Source organism: Nonomuraea fastidiosa (genome assembly GCF_042751225.1).
In the GTDB taxonomy this organism is placed as follows: domain Bacteria; phylum Actinomycetota; class Actinomycetes; order Streptosporangiales; family Streptosporangiaceae; genus Nonomuraea; species Nonomuraea fastidiosa.
The window spans coordinates 5,226,793-5,241,081 of the sequence record NZ_CP170570.1; the positions used below are offsets into that span (position 1 = coordinate 5,226,793).

12 protein-coding genes are annotated in these 14,289 nt (G+C 71.7%); 3 read left to right on the forward strand and 9 right to left on the reverse strand.

Translation table 11 applies throughout. The features are described from left to right. Positions 1-2: 2 nt before the first annotated feature. Positions 3-923 (forward strand): DMT family transporter, encoded by a 921-nt coding sequence (locus tag ACFMQL_RS24340; protein WP_364056852.1) that lies wholly within the window; start codon positions 3-5, stop codon positions 921-923. On the opposite strand, the gene ACFMQL_RS24345 is transcribed toward ACFMQL_RS24340, so the two are convergent. From ACFMQL_RS24345 to ACFMQL_RS24385, 9 genes are all read right to left on the reverse strand, one after another. Next, the gene (locus tag ACFMQL_RS24345; RefSeq protein ID WP_364056849.1) at positions 910-1,299 is read right to left on the reverse strand and encodes a transcriptional repressor; all 390 of its coding nucleotides are present in this window, start codon (positions 1,297-1,299) and stop codon (positions 910-912) included. The genes ACFMQL_RS24340 and ACFMQL_RS24345 overlap by 14 nt on opposite strands. Then, positions 1,296-2,168 (reverse strand): metal ABC transporter permease, encoded by an 873-nt coding sequence (locus tag ACFMQL_RS24350; protein ID WP_364057545.1) that lies wholly within the window; start codon positions 2,166-2,168, stop codon positions 1,296-1,298. The genes ACFMQL_RS24345 and ACFMQL_RS24350 overlap by 4 nt, the downstream gene beginning before the upstream one ends. Continuing rightward, positions 2,168-2,947: a metal ABC transporter ATP-binding protein gene (locus ACFMQL_RS24355; protein WP_378787147.1), complete on the reverse strand. Its 780-nt coding sequence runs from the start codon at positions 2,945-2,947 to the stop codon at positions 2,168-2,170. The genes ACFMQL_RS24350 and ACFMQL_RS24355 overlap by 1 nt, the downstream gene beginning before the upstream one ends. Continuing rightward, positions 2,944-3,873 carry a metal ABC transporter substrate-binding protein gene (locus tag ACFMQL_RS24360; protein ID WP_364056843.1) on the reverse strand — a complete coding sequence of 310 codons (930 nt, stop codon included), beginning with the start codon at positions 3,871-3,873 and terminating at the stop codon, positions 2,944-2,946. Before ACFMQL_RS24360 ends, ACFMQL_RS24355 begins: the two co-directional genes overlap by 4 nt. Before the next feature lie 646 nt (positions 3,874-4,519). Next, on the reverse strand, positions 4,520-5,392 hold the full coding sequence (fdhD, locus tag ACFMQL_RS24365) for a formate dehydrogenase accessory sulfurtransferase FdhD (protein ID WP_364056840.1): 873 nt from the start codon (positions 5,390-5,392) through the stop codon (positions 4,520-4,522). Next, the gene (locus ACFMQL_RS24370; RefSeq protein ID WP_364056837.1) at positions 5,385-6,227 is read right to left on the reverse strand and encodes a 2Fe-2S iron-sulfur cluster-binding protein; all 843 of its coding nucleotides are present in this window, start codon (positions 6,225-6,227) and stop codon (positions 5,385-5,387) included. Before ACFMQL_RS24370 ends, fdhD begins: the two co-directional genes overlap by 8 nt. Next, positions 6,224-8,113 (reverse strand): NAD(P)H-dependent oxidoreductase subunit E, encoded by a 1,890-nt coding sequence (locus tag ACFMQL_RS24375; RefSeq protein ID WP_378787149.1) that lies wholly within the window; start codon positions 8,111-8,113, stop codon positions 6,224-6,226. The genes ACFMQL_RS24370 and ACFMQL_RS24375 overlap by 4 nt, the downstream gene beginning before the upstream one ends. Positions 8,114-8,117: 4 nt before the next feature. Further along, the gene (locus tag ACFMQL_RS24380) at positions 8,118-10,019 is read right to left on the reverse strand and encodes a molybdopterin-dependent oxidoreductase (RefSeq protein WP_364056831.1); all 1,902 of its coding nucleotides are present in this window, start codon (positions 10,017-10,019) and stop codon (positions 8,118-8,120) included. Between the two features lie 38 nt (positions 10,020-10,057). Beyond that, positions 10,058-11,035, reverse strand: coding sequence for a 2-dehydropantoate 2-reductase (locus ACFMQL_RS24385; RefSeq protein WP_364056828.1), 978 nt, complete (start codon positions 11,033-11,035; stop codon positions 10,058-10,060). Between the two features lie 211 nt (positions 11,036-11,246). Here ACFMQL_RS24385 and ACFMQL_RS24390 point away from each other — a divergent pair, with 211 nt between their 5' ends. Both ACFMQL_RS24390 and ACFMQL_RS24395 read left to right on the forward strand, forming a co-directional pair. Further along, on the forward strand, positions 11,247-12,518 hold the full coding sequence (locus ACFMQL_RS24390) for a molybdopterin molybdotransferase MoeA (protein ID WP_378787150.1): 1,272 nt from the start codon (positions 11,247-11,249) through the stop codon (positions 12,516-12,518). A gap of 99 nt (positions 12,519-12,617) precedes the next feature. Beyond that, a complete protein-coding gene (locus ACFMQL_RS24395; RefSeq protein ID WP_378787152.1) occupies positions 12,618-14,288 on the forward strand; it encodes a thiamine pyrophosphate-binding protein in 1,671 nt (556 codons plus the stop codon). Position 14,289 lies beyond the last annotated feature (1 nt).

Below are 14,289 nucleotides of genomic sequence, written 5' to 3' on the forward strand. Positions count from 1 at the left end.
TCGTGCTGATCGCGATCGCCGGAGCGCTCATCATCTCCACCTCGGCCCCCTTGGTCCGGCTTTCTGAGGTCTCGCCCGCCACCTCGGCGTTATTCCGTTGTGCGTACGCCGTACCTCCCATGCTGCTCCTCGCCTGGCGTGAACGGCGCAGGCTGGGGCCGCTGCCGCGCAGGGCGCTGCCCGCGGCCTGGGCGGCGGGCGTGGCGTTCGCGTTCGACCTGCTGTTCTGGCACCACGCGATCGATTACGTGGGCGCGGGCCTGGCGACCGTGCTGGGGAACCTTCAGGTGTTCCTCGTGGCGTTCGCGGCGTGGGGATTCTTCGGCGAGCGGCCGTCCACCCGGCTCATGGTCGGCACGCCGGTCGTCTTCGCCGGGGTGGTGCTCATCTCCGGGGTGCTCGACAGCGCCGCCTACGGCAGCGACCCGCTCATGGGCGTGCTCGCGGGGCTTGCGACGTCGGTGTCGTACGCCGTCTTCCTGCTGCTGATGAAGAGCGCCGGGCCCGAGCGGGCGGCCGGGCCGCTGGCGCACGCGACCGTGGTGGCCACGATCGGCATCGCGGTGCTCAGCCCGGTGTTCGGCGGCGCCGATCCGGTGCCCACCTGGCCGGGGCACGGGTGGCTGCTGCTGCTCGCGCTGGGGCCGCAGGTGCTGGGCTGGTCGCTGATCACGTACTCGCTGCCGCGCCAGCCCGCCGCGCTGACCGCGCTGCTGCTGCTCGTCCAGCCCATGACGACGGTGGCGATCGGCGCGCTCGCGCTGGGCGAGCGCCCGTCGGCGCTACAGCTCGCCGGATGCGCGGTGATCGTTCTAGGAGTCCTGTACGGCTCCCGCGGCGGCCCGCCCCAGGAGACGCGTGAAGGGACGCAGGAGCACGTGGAGGAGGCCGGGACCGGCGGGGCGCCGGTCAGCCCGTCTTGACCTCCGCCGAGCAGGTCGAGCAGGTGCCGAAGACCTCGACCGTGTGCGTGACCTCGGTGAAGCCGTGCTCGCTGCCCACCATCTCGGCCCACCGCTCGACGGCGGGACCGGCCACCTCGACCGTGTGGCCGCAGCGGCGGCACACCAGATGGTGGTGGTGGGTGTCGGTGGCGCAGGCGCGGTAGACGGACTCGCCGTCGTCGTTGCGCAGCACGTCGACCTTGCCGCCGTCGGCCAGAGCCTGGAGCGCACGGTAGACGGTGGTCAGCCCGATCTTGGCGCCGTGCAGGCGCATCTCGGCATAGACGTCCTGCGCGCTGCGGAACCCCTCGCTCTTGCGCAGGGTGTCATGCACGGCATCGCGTCTCGTCGTCATGCGACCTCCTCGATGCGCAGCTTTGGCCGCTCGCTCACTGTCGACTCCTGGGTACGCCCTCGACGTACGAATTTACCGACCCCGAGCGCCAGGACGAAGCCGGCGAGCGCAAGAAGCACGATCGCGGCCCCCGGCGGCACCTTCGCCGAGTAGGTGGAGGCGAGCAGGCCGCCCACGGAGGCGAGCACCCCGAACAGCATGGCCAGCCCCATCGTGCTGCGGAATCCGCGGGTGAGCTGCTGGCTGGTCGCCACGGGGATCACCATGAGGGCGCTGACGAGCAGCAGCCCGACCACGCGCATGGCGATGACCACGGTGAGCGCGGCGGTGACGGCGATGAGCATGCTGAGGAACCGCACGGGCAGGCCGCTCGCCTTGGCCATCTCCTCGTCCTGGCAGAGCACGAACAGCTCCCTGCCGAAGATCGCCACGACCGCCAGCACGGCGGCGGCGAGCGCGCCTACGACCCAGATGTCCTCCACGGTGACGCTCGCGATGGCGCCGAACAGGTAGGAGTTGAGCTTGGCGTTGCTGCCGCCGGGCGCGATGGCCATGAGCATGACGCCGCCCGCGATGCCGCCGTAGAACATCAGCGCGAGCGCCACGTCGCCGCTGGTGCGGCCGCGCGCCCTGACCAGCTCGATGGCGACGGCCCCGGCGATCGACACGATGACGGCGGTGAGCACGGGCGCGCTGCCGGTCAGGAAGCCCAGCGCGACGCCGGTCAGCGCGATGTGGCCGACGCCGTCGCCGAGCAGCGCCAGCCGGCGCTGCACGATGAACGTGCCCACGGCGGGCGCGCACAGCCCCACCAGCAGCGCCGCGATGAGCGCGAGCTGGAAGAGCCGCTCCTGCAGAAGTTCGAAGATCACCTTGGTTCCCCTTGCCACCCGGTCAGCGGGCCGCCCGCGGGTTCGGCGGCGTGCGGGTGCTGGTGCTCGTGTCCGGGGCGCGCGCAGTCGCCCTCGGGGCGCGGCGGCGGGCCGTCGTGGGCGACCCGGCCGTCGCGGATCACCACGCCGCGCGTGATGATCGGCTCGAGCGGGCCCAGCTCGTGGGCCACCAGGACGACCGTCTTGCCGTCGCGTACCAGCCCGGCCAGGGTGTCGGCGAGCAGCTGCTGCGTCTCGGCGTCCACGCCTGCGGTGGGCTCGTCCATCACGTACGTGTCGGGCTCCCCGGCCAGCGCGCGGGCGATGAGCACCCGCTGCTGCTGCCCGCCCGACAGCGACTGGACGGGGTCGCCCGCCCGGTCGGTCAGGCGCACCGACTCCAGGGCGCTCGCCACGGCCTCCTTGTCGGCCGCGCTGGTCCTGCGCAGCCGGCGCTGCCTGGCGATGCGGCCCGAGGCGACCACCTCGCGTACGGTCGCGGGCACGCCCCCGCCCACCTGGAGGCGCTGCGGCACGTAGCCGATGCGCCACCAGTCACGGAACCTGGCCGGCGGGGTGCCGTACATCAGCGTCGTGCCGCCGGTCAGCGGCGTCAGGCCGAGCAGCGCGCGGACCAGCGTCGACTTGCCCGAGCCGTTGGCGCCCAGCAGGGCCACGACCTCCCCGGGACGGACGGTCAGGTCGATCCCGCGAAGGACGGGCTTGCCATCGTAGGAGACCCGGCCGTCGGTCATCGCGAAGGCCGTTTCGCTCATGACGTACACCCCAGTGCTGTTTGTAGGGTTTTGAGGTTATCGCGCATGGCCGAGACGTAGTCGCCCGAGGGCTTGCTCTCCAGCGGGTCGAGCACCGCCGTCTTCGCGCCGACCTCGTCGGCCAGCACTTCGGCCACCTTCGGGCTGACCAGGGACTCGGTGAAGATCGTGGTGACGCCCTCGGCCTTGGCCAGCTTGCCGACCTCCGACAGCCGGGTGGGAGAGGGCTCGGTCTCCGGGTCGAGCGTGATGCCGACCTGCTTGAGGTGGTAGCGGTCGGCGAGGTAGCCGAACGCCTCGTGCGCGGTCACCAGCGTCTTGGTCGTGCACGTGGCGAGGCCCTTGGCGAACTCCTGGTCGAGGGCGTTCAGTGCGGCGGCGGTCTTGGCGGCCCGGTCCTTATAGCCCTGGGCGTGCGCGGGGTCGGCCGTGGCCAGGCGCTCGCCGAGCTTGGTGGCGACCGTGGCCAGGCGGGCCGGGTCGAGCCAGATGTGCGGGTCGTACGCGACCTCGTGCTCATGCTCCTCCTCCGAGTGGCCGTCCTCCTCGGAGTGCTCACCCGCGGGGATCGTGGAGACGGCGGTGGCGGCGTCGAAGCTCGTCTCGGGGTCCACCGCGTCGTCCACGGCCGGCTGGATGCCCTTGACGTAGACGGTGAGCGCGGCGTTCTTGATCTGGGTGACCTGGGGGATGCCCAGCTCGAGGTCGTGCGGCTCGACGCCGGGCGCGGTCAGCACGCTCACCTGCGCGTCGGACCCTCCCACCTGCTCGCTCAGCCACTGCAGCGGATAGAAGGCGGCGACCACTTCGGTCTTGCCGCTCCCGGAGCCGGTCTCGGCGGTGCCGGAACCGCAGGCAGTGGTGGTGAGCAGCGCGGACGCGGCCAGCAGGCCGACAGCCCACGACCGGGAAAATCCTGACATCATGGGAGTCAGTATTGCCAAAATGAAAATGATTGTCAAAGTCTCCTGAGTTGGGGCGCTCGGTGACCAGCGACGTCAACCACCCCAACCCCGCCCTCATTCCCCTGGTGCCGGGGTTCGGGGGTTGGGGCGGGGTGCGCGAGGGCGAGGCCGCGACGTCGGTTGGCGCGGTCGGCGCACCTGCCCGCTGCCCGGTGTGCGGTCCATGGGCGAGGGGATGGCCAGGGGCGAGGGGAGTGCGGCGATCAGACCCGCGAGGGAGCCGCCGCCGTCCGGAGGAGCGGCGGGAGCGTAGCGACCAGAGCGGGGGAGGACGGTGGCGTCAAGAGCGACCGAGCGCGCCTCGCGGAGCGAGGCAATCAGACCCGCGAGGGAGCCGCCGCCGTCCGGAGGAGCGGCGGGAGCGTAGCGACCAGAGCGGGGGAGGACGGTGGCGTCAAGAGCGAGCGAGCCGCCGCACGGAGTGCGGCAAATCAGACCCGCGAGGGAGCCGCCGTCGTCTGGAGGAGCGGCGGGAGCGTAGCGACCAGAGCGGGGGAGGACGGTGGCGTCAAGAGCGAGCGAGCCGCCGCACGGAGTGCGGCAAATCAAACAGGGCTGCCGCACGACTCCGCTGGGGGCCCGGCGGGTCGTGCGGCATCCCGTTTCATCACCCCGGTGGGAGTGCGCCGGCAGAGCCGTTGCCGGCGCCCGAGGTGACGCTTTCACGGGCGCTCAGCCGGTGTTCACCCGTGTAGACGTTCATCGAGTTCCCGCGCAGGAACCCGATGAGCGTCAGTCCCTCGTCGGCGGCCAGCTCGACGGCGAGCGAGGAGGGCGCCGAGACCGCGGCGAGCACCGGCACCCCGCCCATGACGGCTTTCTGCACCAGCTCGAACGACGCCCGCCCGGACACCATGAGCACGGTGCCGCGCAGCGGCAGCCGTCCTTCGCGCAGCGCCCAGCCGAGCAGTTTGTCGACGGCGTTGTGCCGGCCGACGTCTTCGCGTACGCACAGCGGCTCGCCGTCGGCCGTGAACAGGCCGGCCGCGTGCAGGCCCCCGGTCCTGTCGAAGACCCGCTGGGCGGCGCGGAGCCGGTCCGGCAGGCTCGCGACAGTCGTCTGCGCCAGCTCGACCGGGTCATCGCCCGCGTTCCAGCGTGCCACTGTGCGTACGGCCTCGAGCGACGCCTTTCCGCAGACGCCGCACGAGGAGGTGGTGTAGAAGTTGCGCGGCTCGGGTTCGGGTACGCCGGGGGCGAGCCGCACGTCGAGGACGTTGTAGGTGTTCTGCCCGTCGACGGTGGCCCCGGCGCAGTAGCGGATGGTGGAGATGTCGTCAGGCGAGGCGACGGCTCCCTCGCTGACGAGGAAGCCGGCCGCCAGGTCGAAGTCGTCGCCGGGCGTGCGCATGGTGACGGTGAGCGGGGTGCCGTTCAGCCGGATCTCCAGCGGCTCTTCGGCGGCCAGCGCGTCGACCTTGCGTACCCGGGCGGCGTCCTTCACCCGCAGGATGCGCCGCTTGACGGTGACCCTAGACATAGCCGTACCCGAAGCGGCCCTTGACGCAGAGGTTGCCCTTCGTGACGGGGTTGTCGTGCGGCGACGTCACCTTGACGATCTTGTTGTCCTGGACGTGCAGGGTGAGGTTGCAGCCGACGCCGCAGTAGCTGCAGATGGTGGTGGTCTGGGTCTGGCGGGATTCGTCCCAGGTGCCTTCCGCGCGCATGTCGTACTCGGTCTTGAACGACAGCGCCCCGGTGGGGCAGACCTCGACGCAGTTGCCGCAGTAGACGCAGGCCGAGTCGGTGAGCGGGGCGTCGAACTCGGTGGAGATCTCGGCCTCGAAGCCGCGCCCCGCGACGGAGATGGCGAAGGAGTTCTGCCACTGGTCGCCGCAGGCGTCCACGCACTTGTAGCAGAGGATGCATTTGCTGTAGTCGCGGACGTACAGGTCGTTGTCGATCTTCGCGGGCTGCTCGACGGTGGCGGCGTCGTCGCCGAACCTGGCGGGGTCGGCGCCGTACTGCTCGGTCCATTCGGCGGCGCGCGGCGTGGTGGACAGGTCGACGGAGGAGCCGAGCAGTTCCAGCACGACCTTGCGGCTCTGCCGGGCGCGCTCGGTGTCGGTGCCGACCTTCATGCCGGGCTCGGCCTTCCTGGAGCAGGCGGGCGCGAGCGTGCGCGCGCCCTCCACCTCCACGACGCAGACCCGGCAGGCGTTCTTCGGGGTGAGGGTGTCGCCGTAGCAGAGGGTGGGGACGTCCTTGCCCGCCGCCTGGCAGGCGTCGAGGATCGTGGAGCCCTCCGGCACGCGTACGGTCTCACCGTCGATCTCGACGTCGATGAGCCGGCGGGGCGGCTGGAGCGGGATCATGTGAACACTCCCAGACGGTCGATGGCCGATTCGACGGCGTTCCAGGCGGTCTGCCCGAGGCCGCAGATGGAGGCGTCGCGCATGGTCTGCCCGACCTCGCGCAGCAGCACCAGGTCGGGGTCGTCGTCGCCGCGCGGCCGGTTCGGATCGACGCGGCGGGCGAGGCGCCGCAGGGCCTCCTCCTGCCGTACGGTGCCGACCCGGCAGGGCACGCACTGCCCGCAGGACTCGTGGCGGAAGAACGCAGCGATGCGCAGCAGCAGCGCCTTGAGATCGACGCTGTCGTCGATGACGAGCACCACGCCGGAGCCGAGGGTGGCGCCCGCGTTCCTGGTGCCTTCGAAGGTGAGCGGGATGTCGAGGTCGGTGACGAACGCCCCGGCGGCCCCGCCGAGCAGCACGGCCCTGATGGTGCCGGTGGTGCCGGCCATGTCGAGCAGCTCGCGCAGGGTGGCGCCGAAGGTCAGCTCGTACACGCCGGGCCGCTCGACCGCGCCGGAGACGCAGAAGAGCTTGGGCTCGGCCGCCGCGTACGCCTGCGCGCCGCGCTCCAGGATCGGCAGCACGTTGACCAGCGTCTCGACGTTGTTGACCACGGTGGGCTTGCCGAACAGGCCCTTCTCCACGGGGAAGGGCGGCTTGCTGCGGGGCTCGCCGCGCCGCCCCTCGATGGAGTTGAAGATCGCGGTCTCCTCGCCGCAGATGTACGCGCCCGCGCCCCTGCGCAGCTCGATGTCGAACGACAGCCCCTTGCCGAGGATGTCGTCGCCGAGCAGCCCGCGCGAGCGCGCGGTGGCGATGGCGTGCTGCAGCCGCGCGGTCGCCCTCGGGTACTCGCCTCTGATGTAGAGGTAGCCCCTGGTGCAGCCGGTGGCGTACGCGGCGATCGTCATCGCCTCGATGAGCGCGTACGGGTCGCCCTCCATCACGACCCGGTCCTTGAACGTGCCGGGCTCGCTCTCGTCGGCGTTGCACACCAGGTAGTGGGGGTGGTCGGGCTGGCGGGCGGTGGCCTCCCACTTGCGCCCCGTGGGGAAGGCCGCGCCGCCCCTGCCGACCAGGCCGGACTCCAGCACCTCGCGGATCACCCCGGTGGGGCCGAGCTCGAAGGCGCGGCGCAGCGCGGTGTAGCCGCCGGCCGCCCGGTAGTCGTCGAGGCTGGCCGGATCGACCTGCCCGATCCTGCGCAGCAGCACGAGGTCCGGGTCGCCGGCCTGCGGCACGGCCTTCTCGACGGGGGTCTCGCCGGCGACGTGGACGGCGGGCGCGTGGCCGTTGGAGCCGGGCGTGGTGCCGGTGACCGTGGTGCCGGTGACCGTGGTGCCGGTGACCGTGGTGCCGGTGATGGTGGTGCCGGTGATGGTGGTGATCGTGCCGGGGGTGGCGGGGGCGTACACCTCGGCCCGGTGCGGCACGCCGGCCTCCAGGGCGAGCGCGGCGGGGGCCCGCTCGCACAGGCCGAGGCAGGGGCTCTCGTGCCAGTCCGTGCCGGGCGGGCCGAAGCGCTCTTGCACCCGGTCGCGTACGGCCTGCGCGCCCCTGGCCTGGCAGGCCAGGTCGGTGCAGACGTGCAGCACCCGCTTGGGCCGCTCCTTGACGGAGAACAGCGAGTAGAAGGTGGCCACCCCGTACGCCTCGGACGGCGGGATGGTCAGGCGCCGGCAGATGTAGTCGAGCGCGCCCTCGCTGATCCACCCGACGCGGTCGTTGACCGCGTGCAGGGCGGGCAGCAGCATGTCGCGGGCGTCCTCGGGCCGGACGGCGACCCGCAGGTCGGTCTCGGTACGGGTGCCGCCGGTCCACGCGGTGGGCGGCGGTCCGAGCAGGTCGTCGACCGCCGCGCGCTCTTCGTCGGTGGGCTTGGCGTCGCGGAATCTCAGGTCCATCTGCTCACCCGGCCTTGACGAGCTTCTCGACCCTGACCGCGGCCGCCTTGAACTCCGCCGTGCCCGCGATCGGGTCGGTGGCCTCGATGGTCAGGGAGTTGGTGTCCACCTCGTCGGGGAAGTGGAACGTCATGAACACCAGCCCCGGCCTCAGCCCGGGGTCGATGTGCACGGGGGCGACCACGGAGGCGCGCCGCGAGGTGATCCGCACCTCCTCGCCCTGGACGACGCCGAGCTTCTCGGCGTCCTCGGGGCACAGCTCGATGGTCTCGCCGCGGCGCAGCGGCGAGGGGAAGCCGGAGGACTGCACGCCGGTGTTGTACGAGTCGAGCCGCCGCCCGGTGGTCAGCCGCAGCGGGTACTCCTCGTCCACCAGGTCGACCGGCGGCGAGTGGCGCAGTACCGCGAACGGCGCGGGGTCGCCCCGCTTGGCCGGGTCGGTCTCCCACAGCCTGCCGTGCAGGTAGGGCGGCTCCAGGGAGTCCTCCGACGGGCACGGCCACTGGATGCCCTGGTGCTCTTCCAGCCGCTGGTACGTCATGCCGCGGTGGATGGGCGACAGGGAGCGCAGCTCGTTCCAGACCTCTTCGGCGCTGTCGTAGTGCCAGTCGTGGCCGAGCCTGCGGGCGATCTCGCAGACGATCCAGATGTCGTCGCGGGCCTCGCCCGGCGGGTCGAGCGCCTTGCGCACCCGCTGGACGCGGCGCTCGCTGTTGGTGAACGTGCCCTCGGCTTCGCACCAGGCGGCGCTGGCGGGCAGCACGACGTCGGCCATCTGGGCGGTCTTGGTGAGGAAGATGTCCTGGACGACCAGGTGATCGAGCATGGACAGGCGCTTGATGCAGGCGAGCGAGTCGGCCTCGGACTGAACCGGGTTCTCGCCGATCATGTAGCAGGTGGTGACCTTGCCCTCGCCCATGGCCTCCAGCATCTGGGTGAGGTGGTAGCCGTAGCGGGGCTGGATGGGGCGGCCCCAGGCGGCCTCGAAGCGCTCGCGTACGGCGGGGTCGAGGATGTCCTGGAAGCCGGGCAGGCGGTTGGGGATGGCGCCCATGTCGCCGCCGCCCTGCACGTTGTTCTGGCCGCGCAGGGGGGACAGGCCGGAGCCGTAGCGGCCGACGTGGCCGGTGAGCAGGGCCAGGTTGATCAGTGCGCGGACGTTGTCGGTCGCGTTGTGGTGCTCGGTGATGCCGAGCGTCCAGCACAGCTGGGCGCGGTCGGCGCGGGCGTAGGCGTGGGCCAGCTCGCGGATGGCGCCGGCGGGCACGCCGGTGACCTGCTCGGCCGCTGACAGCGTCCAGGGCTCGACGGACGCGGCGAACTCCTCGAAGCCGACGGTGGCCCGTTCGATGAACGCCTTGTTGTGCAGACCCGCGTGGATGATCTCGCGGGCGATGGCGTGCGCGAGGGGGATGTCGGTGCCGACGTTGAGCCCGAGCCAGAGGTCGGCCCACTGGGCGGTGCCGGTGCGGCGCGGGTCGACGGCGAACATCCTGGCGCCCTTGCGGATGCCCTTGAGCACGTGCTGGAAGAAGATGGGGTGGGCGTTGCGGGCCGCCGAACCCCACATCACGATCACGTCGGTGTCCTCGACCTCCTGGTAGGAGGAGGTGCCGCCGCCGCTGCCGAACACCGCCGACAGGCCGGCCACGCTCGGGGCGTGGCAGGTGCGGTTGCAGGAGTCCACGTTGTTGGTCCCGACGACCACGCGGGTGAACTTCTGCCCGATGTAGTTCATCTCGTTGGTGGAGCGGGCGCAGGACAGCATCGCGAAGCTGTCGGGGCCGTGACGTTCTATGTTGCGGCGGAAGCCCTCGGCTGCCGCCTCCAGCGCCTCCTCCCACGACGCCTTGCGCAGCACGCCGTTTTCGCGTACCAGTGGATGGGTCAGGCGGTCATATCCCATGATCCCTCCATTCTGTATACAATCTACGGTATTCCGGGCTACCCCGCACGGACAAGGTTCTCGTTCAACAGGTCGCTCACCGCGTGGATCGCCCTCAGGGTCGGCACCTCCGCTCCTGTCAGATCGGCCAGCTCGACCACCGCGGCCAGCAGCACGTCGAGTTCCAGCGGCTTGCCCTTCTCCAGGTCCTGGAGGGTGGACGTCTTGTGCTCGCCCGCCTTCTCCGCCCCGCGCAGGCGGCGCTCGATCGAGATCCCCGGATCGCAGCCCACCCGCCGGGCCACCTCCACGGTCTCCCGCATCATGGCCACGACCAGCTCTCTCGCGCCGTCATGGCGGCAGATCCCGGCCATCGTCGCCCGGGCCAGCGCGCTGATGGGGTTGAAGGCGATGTTCCCCATCAGCTTGATCCATACGTCCTTGCGCAGGTCGCGCTCCACCGGGCACTTCAGCCCGCCCGCGACGGCGGCCCGGCTGAAGGACAGGCACCGCTCCGACAGCCGGCCGTCCGGCTCGCCGATGGAGAAACGGGTGCCTTCGAGATGGCGGATCACGCCCGGTTCGGCGATCTCCGTCGCGGCGTAGACCACGCAGCCGATGGCGCGCTCCAGGGGCAGCGCGGCCGACACCGCGCCGCCCGGGTCGACGCTCTCGATGCGGTAGCCCTCGTACGGGCCCTTGAGCCCGTGGAAGTACCACCACGGGATGCCGTTCTGCGCGGCGATGATGCTGGTCGTCTCGTGCAGGAGCGGGCGGATCATGGGGCCGGCCGAGGCGTAGCCGTTGGCCTTGAGCCCGAGGAAGACGTGGTCCACCGGGCCGACCTCCGCGGGGTCGCCGGTGGCATGGGGATGGGCGGTGAAGTCGCCTCTGGGGGAGAGCACCCGCACACCGGCGCGGCGTATCGCCTCGAGGTGGGCGCCTCGGGCGATGAGGTGCACCTCGACTCCCGCCCTGTGGAGGGCGGCCCCCACGTATGCGCCGATGGCGCCGGCGCCAAGAACAGCGACCTTCATGCTGCGCTCCGTTCTCGCGTCGGATTGTAAGCACGGAGCCCCGTGGCAGCGGCAGTCGCTAAAAGGCGACCCGGCCGTAAGTACGGGGGCCCCGTGCTTGCGGCGGGATCGCTGGACACTCCCCACCGTGCATTCGGTATACAGTATGGAAAAACGAGGGTCAAGGAGTGTGCCTGTGACCGTTTTGTGGCATGGATCAGTGGTGGAAGCGATGACATGGCCCGCGGCACGGGCCCTCGCGGCGAGTGCGGCATGCCCTTCGAAGCCCTCGGCGGTGCCTCTTGGAGAGGCCCTCGGCTGCCGGCTGGCGGTGCCGTTGCGCGCGCTGGTCGCAGTGCCGGGCGCGGACGTCTCGGCGATGGACGGGTACGCGGTCGCGGGCGCCGGACCCTGGCGCGTGGTGGGGCGGGTGCTGGCCGGAGGAGCGCCGTACGCGGGCGAGCTGCGGGCGGGGGAGGCCGTCGAGGTCGCCACCGGCGCGCCGGTGCCGGCCGGCGCGGAGGCGGTGATGCCGTACGAGCACGCGGACCTGTCCCGGAGCGGAGTGATCGGCGGGCCCGTCGTGCCGGGCAAGCACATCAGGCGCAGGGGCGAGGACATCTCCGAAGGCGCCGTCGTGCTGGCCGCCGGGACGGTGGTGACGCCGGTGACGCTCGGGCTGGCCGCCGCGCTCGGTCACGACGTGCTGGAGGTGCGCCCCCGCCCGGGTGTCGCGGTGCTGGTCACGGGCGACGAAGTGGTGGACGCCGGGCTGCCCGCGCCCGGCCGGGTGCGCGACGCGATCGGGCCGTTCCTGCCGGGTCTCGTCGAGTGGGCGGGCGGCCGGGTCACCGGGACGGTCCGCCTGCCCGACGGCCCGGCCCCGCTGCGCGCCGCGCTCGCCGGTGCGCCGGGCGGATGGGCGGAGCCGGGGGCCGGGACGCCGGGCGGATGGGCGGAGCCGGGGGCCGGGACGCCGGGCGGATGGGCGGAGCCGGGGGCCGGGACGCCGGGCGGGGGCTCCCAAGGCGGCGAGTCCCCAGGCGGGCCGGACGTGGTGGTCGTGTGCGGGGCGTCGTCGAAGGGGCCTGCCGACCACCTGCGCGCGGTGCTGGCGGAGCTGGGCGCGGACGTGCTCGTGGACGGCGTCGCCGTACGCCCCGGGCACCCGCAGCTCCTGGCCAGGCTGGCCGACGGCCGGCTCGTGGTGGGCCTGCCCGGCAACCCGTTCGCGGCCCTGGGCGCCGCCATGACGCTGCTCGTCCCGATCCTGCGCGAGCTGACCTGCTCGCCCGCGCCTGCGCAGACGAGCGCGCTGTCCGGCGAGGTGCGCCCGCACCCGTGCGACACCCGGCTGGTGCCGGTCAGGCGGTCGGGGCGGGGCGCGGTCCCGGTGGGGCATGACCGGCCGGGTTCGCTGTGGGGCGCGGCGCTGGCGGACGCGCTGGCCGTGGTGCCGCCGGGGTGGTCCGGCGAACAGGTCGAGCTGATCGAGTTGCCCTAGGGGCCTAGACACGCCCTTCCGGAGAGAGTAACCATTGCGTTCATACGGTATGCAGTATGCGGAAGACAGCGAGGCTCGTCGCCAGGAAAGGGTTGCACGATGTCGGAAACGATCTCCGGTGGTCATCTCGTAGCCAAGGCGCTCAAGGCCGAGGGCGTGGACGTGATCTACACGCTCTGCGGCGGCCACATCATCGATATCTACGACGGCTGTGTCGATGAGGGCATCGAGGTCATCGACGTACGACACGAGCAGGTGGCCGCACACGCAGCCGACGGCTACGCGCGCATCACCGGCAAGCCCGGCTGCGCGGTCGTGACCGCCGGGCCGGGCACCACCGACGCGGTGACCGGCGTGGCCAACGCCTTCCGCGCGGAGAGCCCGATGCTGCTCATCGGCGGCCAGGGAGCGCTGAGCCAGCACAAGATGGGCTCACTGCAGGACCTCCCGCACGTGGACATGATGAGCCCGATCACCAAGTTCGCGGCGACGGTCCCCGGCACCGAGCGGGTGGCCGACATGGTCTCCATGGCCTTCCGCGAGTGCTACCACGGCGCTCCGGGGCCGTCGTTCCTGGAGATCCCGCGCGACGTGCTCGACGCGAAGGTGCCGCTGGAGAAGGCGCGCATCCCCAAGCCCGGCCACTACCGCGCCTCCACCCGCCAGCAGGGCGACCCCGAGGCCATCGAGCGGCTGGCCGACATGATCGCGCACGCCGAGAAGCCGTGCATCCTGCTCGGCACCCAGATCTGGACGTGCCGGGCCACCGACGCGGCCATCGACTTCGTCAGGACGCTGAACATCCCGGCGTACATGAACGGCTCGGGCCGCGGCACGCTGCCGCCCGGCGACCCGCACCACTTCCAGCTCAGCCGCCGCTACGCCTTCACCGAGGCCGACCTCATCATCATCGTCGGCACCCCGTTCGACTTCCGCATGGGCTACGGCAAGCGCCTGTCGCCGGCGGCCAAGGTCGTGCAGATCGACCTCGACTACCGCACCGTCGGCAAGAACCGCGACATCGACCTCGGCATCGTCGGCGACGCCGGCCTCATCCTGTCGGCCGTCGCGCAGGCCGCGAGCGGCCGCATCGACAACAGCGCCGCCCGCCGCAAGGAGTGGATGGACGAGCTGCGCACCGTCGAGACCCAGGCGTACGAGAAGCGGCTGCCCCGCCAGCTCTCCGGCGCCAGGCCCATCGACCCCTACCGCCTGGTCCACGAGATCAACGAGTTCCTCACCGAGGACACGATCTACATCGGCGACGGCGGCGACATCGTCACCTTCTCCGGCCAGGTCGTCCAGCCCAAGTCGCCCGGCCACTGGATGGACCCGGGCCCGCTGGGCACGCTCGGCGTCGGCATGGCCTTCGCGATGGCGGCCAAGCAGGCCCGCCGCGACAAGGAGGTGCTGTGCCTCTTCGGCGACGGCGCCTTCAGCCTCACCGGCTGGGACTTCGAGACCATGGTCCGCTTCGACCTGCCGTTCATCGGCGTCATCGGCAACAACTCCTCGATGAACCAGATCAGGTACGGCCAGGCCGCCAAGTACGGCCAGGACCGCGCCCGCGTCGGCAACACGCTGGGCGACGTCCGCTACGGCGAGTTCGCCAAGCTGCTCGGCGGCTACGGCGAGGAGGTCCGCGACCCCGCCGAGATCCGGCCGGCGCTGGAGCGGGCCCGCGAGTCCGGCAAGCCCTCGCTCATCAACGTCTGGGTCGACCCAGAGGTCTACGCCCCCGGAACCATGAACCAGACCATGTACAAGTAGG